Genomic DNA, 7,550 nt, shown 5'->3' with positions numbered 1-7,550 from the left:
AGTGGTGTTGCGAGGGGGCGAATCTTAAGGGGATCAAGCCAACTTGGCAACAGCTTTGTCACTCAAGTATGAGAGAGCCTTTTGGCGATCGAAATCAACCCATTGATCCATAAAGAAAATATCCCCTTTCCAGCCGCATCGGGGAGGTGAATACCCGATGAAGTTACTCGGGTATTCACCTATCAAGTTTTCAGCGATGCTGGAAATTGGCCGCGCGCTTCTCCACAAATGCGGCCATCCCCTCCTTCTGGTCCTCAGTCGCGAAGGTCGAGTGGAACAGGCGGCGCTCAAGGTGAACACCTTCGGAAAGGCTCGTCTCGTAAGCGGCGTTGATCGACTCCTTGATCATCATGACCACTGGCAGCGAGAAGCCGGCAATGGTTTCGGCGGCGGCCAGGGCGTCGTCGAGCAGTTTGTCGGCCGCGACCACGCGCGACACCAGGCCTGCACGCTCGGCTTCCGCCGCATCCATCATGCGCGCGGTCAGGCACAGGTCCATGGCCTTTGCCTTGGACACGGCACGCGGCAGGCGCTGGGTGCCGCCGGCCCCGGGCATCGTGCCCAGCTTGACTTCCGGCTGGCCGAAGCGGGCGCTATCGGCCGCGATGATGATGTCGCACATCATGGCCAGTTCGCAGCCACCGCCCAGCGCGTATCCCGCTACCGCCGCGATCACCGGCTTGCGGATGCGGCGGATAGCCTCCCAATTCCGCGTAATGTAATCCCCCTTGTACACATCCATATAGGAGTACTTGGCCATCATGCCGATATCCGCGCCCGCGGCAAAGGCACGCTCGCTGCCGGTAATCACGATGCTGCCGATGGCCTCATCGGCATCAAAGGCAAGCAGGGCCGCGCCCAGTTCATCCATCAGCGCGTCGTTAAGCGCGTTCAGGGCCTTCGGGCGATTCAACGTCACCAGGCCTACGCGGCCGCGCGTCTCCACCAGAATGTTTTCGTACGACATGTGTTCTCCTCTTGGAAGTGGATCGATTCGTTACCCAGCGAGACAATACTCGCGCGTGGAAATTAGTGCTACCATTTGCCGACCGACTGGTCGGTTTATTTAAACGGTGCTCCGCTTCCATCTATATATAAGGGAGCGCCGGCGTACCGCCAGACATAGCAGCCACAAACATGGCAGGAGACAAAGATGCCAGAAATGCCCCCACAGGTCAGCCTGACTTCCGGCCCGATACTGCTCGCATGGCACGGCCAGGTAGCGGTTATCACGCTCAATCGCCCCGACAAGCTCAATAGCTTCACCCGCGAGATGCACGCCGTGCTGCAGCAGGCGCTCGACCATGTCGAGGCCGGCGGCGCGCGGTCCTTGCTGCTGACCGGCGCAGGGCGTGGCTTCTGCGCGGGACAGGATTTGGCCGACCTGGATTTCACGCCCGGTGCGATGACGGATCTGGGCGAATTGATCGACGTGTGGTTCAACCGCCTGATCCGGCGCCTGCAAAAATTGCCGCTGCCCGTGATCGCCGCTGTCAACGGCACGGCGGCCGGCGCGGGTGCCAACCTTGCCCTGGCCTGCGATATGGTGCTGGCCGCGCGCTCCGCCAGCTTCATCCAGGCTTTCGTCAAAATCGGGCTGGTCCCGGATTCCGGCGGCACCTGGCTGCTCCCCAAACGCATCGGCATGGCGCGCGCCATGGGCCTGGCCATGACCGGCGACAAGCTCAGCGCGGAAGAGGCCGAGAAATGGGGGCTGATCTGGGAGGCGATGGACGATCCCCTGCTGCCCGGGCAAGCGCTGGCCCTGGCCACCCACCTGGCGGCTCAGCCGACGCGCGCGCTGGCAGCCATCAAGCAGGCGATGTACGCCGGCGCGAGCCAGGGGCTCGACGCCCAGCTCGACCTGGAACGCGACCTGCAGCGCGAACTGGGTGCCTCGCATGACTATGCCGAGGGAGTGAATGCCTTCCTGGAAAAGCGCGCGCCGCGCTTCACCGGCCGCTAAGGCCGCCGGTAATACCCCTCCCTCCCCCGACTGGAGACCAGCTTGACCCACAATCCCCAGGCCCTCGCCGAAGCGGCCGCCGCCAGCATGTACGAAGCCGATGCCTGCAGCCGCTGGCTGGGCATTACTCTTGAGGCCGTACGGCCCGGCTACGCGCGCCTGTCCATGCCGGTACGGCAGGAATTCCTCAACGGCCACGGCATCTGCCATGGCGGCCTGATGTTCACGCTGGCCGATTCGACCTTTGCCTTCGCCTGCAACAGTCACAATATCAACACGGTGGCCGCGGGCTGCAGCATCGAATTCCTCAAACCCGTGCACGGTGGCGACGTGCTGACCGCCGAAGCCACGGAACAGGTCCTGTCGGGCAGGCATGGCATCTACGATATCCGCGTAATCAACCGTGCTGGCGAAGTGGTGGCGATGTTCCGCGGCAAGTCCGCCCAGATCAAGGGGCATGTGGTTACCCCGCCGGAACCGGCGTGAATCCATCGACATAGACACACCAATACATAAACATAAGCCCCCACGCGCAGGAGACACTATGACGCGCCTGACAGATCTGCCGCTCGATCCGATCGAGACCGCCAGCCGCGACGAATTGCAGGCCTTGCAGCTGGAACGCCTGAAATGGTCGCTCAACCACGCCTACCAGAACTCGCCGGTCTACCGTGCCAAGTTCGACGCCGCCGGCGTGCATCCGGACCAGGTGCGGACCCTGGCCGACCTCGCCCGCTTTCCCTTCACCACCAAGCAGGACCTGCGCGACAACTATCCATTCGGCATGTTTGCCGTGCCGCAGGACCGCGTGGCGCGCATCCATGCCTCGTCGGGCACGACCGGCAAGCCTACGGTGGTGGGCTATACGCTGAAGGACATCGACACCTGGGCCACGGTGATGGCGCGTTCGATCCGCGCGGCAGGGGCGCGGCGCGGCGACAAGGTGCATATCAGTTATGGCTACGGGCTGTTCACCGGCGGCCTGGGCGCGCACTACGGAGTGGAAAAGGCGGGACTCACCGCGATCCCCTTCGGCGGCGGCCAGACCGAGCGGCAGGTTCAGCTGATACAGGATTTCAAGCCCGAAGTGATCATGGTCACGCCCAGCTATATGCTGGCCATCGCGGACGAATTCGAGCGCCAGGGCATCGATCCCGCGTCCACCTCGCTTCGGGTCGGCATCTTCGGCGCCGAGCCCTGGACGCCCGAGATGCGCCTGGCCATCGAGAAGCGCATGGGCATCTCGGCGGTGGATATCTATGGGCTCTCGGAAGTGATGGGGCCGGGTGTGGCCAACGAGTGCGCCGAGACCAAGGACGGCCCGACCATCTGGGAAGATCATTTCTATCCGGAAGTGATCGATCCGGTCACTGGCGAAGTCCTGCCCGATGGCGAGTTTGGCGAACTGGTCTTCACCTCGCTATCCAAGGAGGCGCTGCCGATCATCCGCTACCGGACCCGTGACCTGACCCGCCTGCTGCCCGGCAGCGCCCGCCCGGCTTTCCGCCGCATGGAAAAGATCACCGGCCGCTCCGACGACATGATGATCGTTCGGGGCGTCAATGTGTTCCCCTCGCAAATCGAGGAACTGATCCTCAAGCATGCGGAACTGGCGCCGCACTACCAGTGCGTGCTGAGCAAGGACGGCCATCTCGATGTGCTGACCGTGCGCGTGGAATGCGCGCACGGCGTCGATCCGGCGGCCACGCAGCAGGCCAACAAGCAGCTGACCTACGACATCAAGGCCTATATCGGCGTCACCGTCAGTATCGAGATCCTGCCTTCCGGTGGCGTGGAGCGCTCGGTGGGCAAGGCGCGGCGCATCGTCGACCAGCGCCCGCGCTGAAAGTCCGTGGCCGGCCAGGGCCGGCCCGCGGCCTAGCTGCGCGGCATCAGCACCCACATGCGCCCGCCCTGCTTCATGCGACCGGCGGTTTCGCCTGCGGCATCCCCGGCGCCCCAGAAGAAGTCAGCGCGCACGCCACCCTTGATGGCGGTCCCCGTATCCTGCGCGAACATCAGGCGCTGGATCGGCTCGGTGGAGAGCGGCCTGGTGGTGGAGAGGAAGACCGGCACGCCCAGCGGAATGGTGGCGGGATCTACCGCGATGGAGCGCTCCGCGGTCAGGGGCACGCCCAGCGCGCCGACCGGACCATCGTTGTTGGACGGCAGCTCTCGGAAAAACACGAAGCGCGGATTGATGTTGAGCATTTCTTCGACGCGGCCCGGATTGGCGCGCGCCCAGGCCTTGATGCCCTGCATGGTGGCCTGCGCCGGCGTGATCTCGCCACGGTCAAGCAGCCACTTGCCGAAGGAGCGGAACGGCTGGTCATTGGTACCGCCGAAGCCCACCCGCATGACGCTGCCGTCCTGCAGGCGGATCCGGCCTGAGCCCTGGATCTGCAGGAAGGCGGCTTCCACGGGGTCGTCCACCCAGACCAGTTCCTGGCCGCGCAGCGCCGGATTCTGCAGCAGTTCGGCGCGCGCCGGCAGCGCCCGGTTGCCCCATTGGGGCGGCTTGCGGTACAGCGGGACCTGGTACTGGCCCTGGCGCGTGCGCGCGCCGTGCAGGATCGGCTCGTAGTAGCCGGTGATCAGCCCGCTGTCGGTGCCGTCGCTGTTGACCACGCGGAAGGGCTGGAAGTTGGATTCGAAGTAGGCGCGCATGGCGCCCAGGTCGCCGGCATCGACCAGCATGCCAAGCGCGCAGACGCGGTTCCATTCGGCGCGCTTCTTCAAGGCCTGGCAACTGGCCTGCAGCGCCGGCCAGGCGGCGCGCACGTCGTCCTGGCCCCAGCCCCCGATCTCGCTCCAGCTGGCGGCCTGCAGGACGCCCTTCTGCGCGGAACCGGTCGGCGGTGTCACGGGCCGCGTGCCGGGCCCCTCGACGCGGGGCGGCGGGCCGCTCATGCAGCCAGCCAGCAGCGTGGCCGCGGCGGCCAGCCCCAGCCAGCCGAGCCGGCGCCCGCCGGCCTCCTTGCGTGCCTGTGCGGCCGAGCCCCGGGGGGTAGAAAACGGAAAGCGGAAAAAGGAATGCAGGTATGCCATCTTGATTGGATGAAAACTCAGCTTGCAGCGGATGCGGCGGATGCGGCGGCTGTCGCCGATGCCACGGCCAGCCGTGGCGGGCTATGGCCTACAATGCCCACCGTCGCCTCCACGTAGCCCTGTCGCCCTGTCATGAGCAAGTTTTTCGAAGCCCATCCCATGCTGCTGTTCGCCCTTGAGGCCGGACTGGCGCTCTTCCTGCTGATCTTTATCGTGGTCTGGACCATGGGCACGGCCAAGAAAAACCCGCGCCCAAGCCGCGCTCCGGACAATCATCCTTCGCGTGCCGGCCAGGACGCCGCCCGTACCCGACAGGATCAGGACCGCACGCCGGGCCAATAGGTTCCGCGCCACGCCGGCGGGCGGCCTTGCCCGCATTGCAGCCCGGCCCCGCCCCGGCGGGCGCGCCTCAATGCAGCATGCGCGGCAGGACCAGCGCAAACTCCGGAATCGGCACCTCGAAGCGATGGCCATCCTCGGCCACGCAGAAATACTCTCCCTTCATCGAGCCCACCGGCGTCGAGATGGTGGCCCAGCTGGTGTACTCGAAATGCTCGCCCGGCTTGAGCAGCGGCTGGTGCCCGACCACGCCAAGGCCGGCCACTTCCTGGGTACCATTGTCGCTATCGGTAATGACCCAGTGGCGCGAGATCAGCTGCGCCGCCACCTCGCCGGTATTGTGGATCGTGATGGTGTAGGCGAAGGCATGGCGCCCCCGCTCGGGGTCTGACTGGTCGGTCAGGTACTGGGTCCGTACAGCCACGGAAAACGCGTATTCGCTCATTGTCGGCACATCGCAGGCGGGATCAGGGTAGCCGCATTGTGCGGCAAGGCTCCGGGGGCGGCAAGCAAAGCCGCCGCGAGTTGCCCGCCTGCGGGCAGCGCCACGCTGCGCGGGGAGGGTAAAATACCGCCTTCCCCTTGAAGCACCCTCCTCCGAGCCCCGCCATGAGCACGCCCACCTACCGCATCGCCCCGTCCATCCTGTCCGCCGACTTTGCCCGCCTGGGCGAAGAAGTGCGGCGCGTGACCGCGGACGGCGCCGACTGGATCCATTTCGACGTGATGGACAACCATTACGTGCCGAACCTGACCGTGGGCCCGCTGGTGTGCGAGGCGATCCGCCCGCATGTGACCGCCCCGATCGACGTGCACCTGATGGTGCGCCCGGTGGACCGCATCGTCCCGGACTTCGCCAAGGCCGGCGCCAATATCATCTCCTTCCACCCGGAGGCCAGCGACCATATCGACCGCACGCTGTCGCTGATCCGCGATCATGGCTGCCAGGCGGGCCTGGTGTTCAACCCGGCCACGTCGCTGCACCATCTGGACCACGTGATGGACCGCATCGACCTGATCCTGCTGATGTCGGTCAACCCCGGCTTCGGCGGCCAGTCCTTCATTCCCGAAACGCTCAACAAGCTGCGCGAGGCCCGCAAGCGTATCGACGCCTACGCCGAGCGCACCGGCCGTCGCATCCTGCTGCAAGTGGACGGCGGCGTGAAGGTGGACAACATCGCCGAGATTGCCGCGGCCGGCGCCGACACCTTTGTCGCCGGCTCGGCCGTGTTCAGCAAGCCGGACGCCGATGGCGGCTACAAGGGCGTGCTGTCCGCCATGCGCGCCGAACTGGCCAAGGTTGGCCAATGAGCGTGGTCCAGCCTAGACGCACCGACTGGCGTGGTATCCGCGGCGTCATTGTCGACCTGGACGGCACCATGGTGGACACCGCGGGCGACTTCCATGCCGCGGTCAATGCCATGCTCAAGGCGCTGGCCCACCTGCATCCGCAACTCGGCAGCGCCGAGCCGATGGGCAAGGCGGAAATCGTCAGCTTCGTCGGCAAGGGTTCGGAGAACCTGATCCGGCGCGTGCTCGACGCGCGCTTCTCGCCGGCCCACGCCAATGGGATGTTCGCGGATGCGCTGGCCCTGTACGACCGTGAATACCTGCGCATCAACGGCCAGTTCTCGCAGGTCTACACCGGCGTCGCCGAGGGGCTGGCGGCGCTGAAGGCAGCAGGCCTGCGGCTGGCCTGCGTAACCAATAAGCCACACAACTTCACCGAGCCGCTACTCGCGAAGACAGGCCTGGGGCGCTTCTTCGAGCTGGTCTACGGTGGCGACGCCTTCGCCCTGCGCAAGCCGGATCCCCTGCCGCTGCTCAAGGTGGCCGATGCGTTCCGGCTGGAGCCGGCCCAGATGGCGGCGATCGGCGACTCGGAAAACGATGCGCAGGCAGCGCGCGCGGCGGGCATGGGAGTGCTCCTGGTGCCCTATGGCTACAACCATGGCAATCCTGTACAAGGCGTCGACGCCGATGGTATAGTCGATTCCATTGTCCTGGCTGCCGAGCTTTTTGCGGCACATCGGACATGACCCTGTCGGCCACGGCCGCCAGACAACAGCATCGCCAAACACCCAAACCATAAATCGCTGAACACGATTTCATGTTTCTGAACCGCAAACGCATCTCTTCTGGCAGTGATCGGCAGGCCTGGCCCTGGCGTCGCTGGCGCGCCTCCCAACAGGCGTAA

The 7,550-nt window shown here is 65.5% G+C and carries 9 protein-coding genes; 6 read left to right on the top strand and 3 right to left on the bottom strand.

Going from position 1 to position 7,550, the window contains the following annotated elements:
• Window positions 1-190: 190 nt before the first annotated feature.
• A complete protein-coding gene (locus CF70_RS27645) occupies window positions 191-967 on the bottom strand; it encodes an enoyl-CoA hydratase (protein ID WP_035872655.1) in 777 nt (258 codons plus the stop codon).
• Between the two features lie 195 nt (window positions 968-1,162).
• Between CF70_RS27645 and paaG the strand changes: the two genes are divergently transcribed.
• From paaG to paaK, 3 genes are read left to right on the top strand one after another with little or no spacing between them, the layout of a single operon-like run.
• The gene (gene paaG, locus CF70_RS27640; protein WP_051649113.1) at window positions 1,163-1,966 is read left to right on the top strand and encodes a 2-(1,2-epoxy-1,2-dihydrophenyl)acetyl-CoA isomerase PaaG; all 804 of its coding nucleotides are present in this window, start codon (window positions 1,163-1,165) and stop codon (window positions 1,964-1,966) included.
• Between the two features lie 42 nt (window positions 1,967-2,008).
• Window positions 2,009-2,452: a hydroxyphenylacetyl-CoA thioesterase PaaI gene (gene paaI / locus CF70_RS27635; protein WP_035872651.1), complete on the top strand. Its 444-nt coding sequence runs from the start codon at window positions 2,009-2,011 to the stop codon at window positions 2,450-2,452.
• A gap of 58 nt (window positions 2,453-2,510) precedes the next feature.
• The gene (gene paaK, locus CF70_RS27630) at window positions 2,511-3,812 is read left to right on the top strand and encodes a phenylacetate--CoA ligase PaaK (RefSeq protein ID WP_035872648.1); all 1,302 of its coding nucleotides are present in this window, start codon (window positions 2,511-2,513) and stop codon (window positions 3,810-3,812) included.
• Between the two features lie 32 nt (window positions 3,813-3,844).
• Here the strand turns inward: paaK and CF70_RS27625 are convergent, their stop codons facing one another.
• Entirely contained in the window at window positions 3,845-5,014 is a 1,170-nt protein-coding gene (locus CF70_RS27625) for a murein transglycosylase A (RefSeq protein WP_035872647.1), read from the bottom strand.
• Between the two features lie 132 nt (window positions 5,015-5,146).
• Between CF70_RS27625 and CF70_RS27620 the strand changes: the two genes are divergently transcribed.
• Window positions 5,147-5,356, top strand: a complete 210-nt coding sequence (locus tag CF70_RS27620; protein WP_035872644.1) for a hypothetical protein — start codon at window positions 5,147-5,149, stop codon at window positions 5,354-5,356.
• A gap of 67 nt (window positions 5,357-5,423) precedes the next feature.
• Here the strand turns inward: CF70_RS27620 and apaG are convergent, their stop codons facing one another.
• Window positions 5,424-5,798 carry a Co2+/Mg2+ efflux protein ApaG gene (gene apaG, locus CF70_RS27615; RefSeq protein WP_035872641.1) on the bottom strand — a complete coding sequence of 125 codons (375 nt, stop codon included), beginning with the start codon at window positions 5,796-5,798 and terminating at the stop codon, window positions 5,424-5,426.
• A 164-nt stretch (window positions 5,799-5,962) separates the two neighbouring features.
• On the opposite strand from apaG, the gene rpe reads away from it, so the two are divergent.
• Window positions 5,963-6,664 (top strand): ribulose-phosphate 3-epimerase, encoded by a 702-nt coding sequence (rpe, locus tag CF70_RS27610; RefSeq protein ID WP_035872638.1) that lies wholly within the window; start codon window positions 5,963-5,965, stop codon window positions 6,662-6,664.
• Complete coding sequence (gph, locus tag CF70_RS27605) at window positions 6,661-7,392, top strand: phosphoglycolate phosphatase (RefSeq protein ID WP_035872635.1); 732 nt, start codon at window positions 6,661-6,663, stop codon at window positions 7,390-7,392. Before rpe ends, gph begins: the two co-directional genes overlap by 4 nt.
• Window positions 7,393-7,550 lie beyond the last annotated feature (158 nt).

The sequence above is a fragment of the Cupriavidus sp. SK-3 genome (assembly GCF_000611145.1).
Taxonomy (GTDB): Bacteria; Pseudomonadota; Gammaproteobacteria; order Burkholderiales; family Burkholderiaceae; genus Cupriavidus.
Note: the sequence above shows the minus strand (reverse complement) of the source record. Positions and strands in the feature narration are given on the sequence as shown.

Excerpts from the sequence above, each read along its gene's own strand:
- CF70_RS27645 (WP_035872655.1), bottom strand. The coding sequence starts at position 967 with ATGTCGTACGAAAACATTCTGGTGGAGACGCGCGGCCGCGTAGGCCTG.
- paaG (WP_051649113.1), top strand. The coding sequence starts at position 1,163 with ATGCCCCCACAGGTCAGCCTGACTTCCGGCCCGATACTGCTCGCATGG.
- paaK (WP_035872648.1), top strand. The coding sequence starts at position 2,511 with ATGACGCGCCTGACAGATCTGCCGCTCGATCCGATCGAGACCGCCAGC.
- CF70_RS27625 (WP_035872647.1), bottom strand. The coding sequence starts at position 5,014 with ATGGCATACCTGCATTCCTTTTTCCGCTTTCCGTTTTCTACCCCCCGG.
- CF70_RS27620 (WP_035872644.1), top strand. The coding sequence starts at position 5,147 with ATGAGCAAGTTTTTCGAAGCCCATCCCATGCTGCTGTTCGCCCTTGAG.
- apaG (WP_035872641.1), bottom strand. The coding sequence starts at position 5,798 with ATGAGCGAATACGCGTTTTCCGTGGCTGTACGGACCCAGTACCTGACC.
- rpe (WP_035872638.1), top strand. The coding sequence starts at position 5,963 with ATGAGCACGCCCACCTACCGCATCGCCCCGTCCATCCTGTCCGCCGAC.
- gph (WP_035872635.1), top strand. The coding sequence starts at position 6,661 with ATGAGCGTGGTCCAGCCTAGACGCACCGACTGGCGTGGTATCCGCGGC.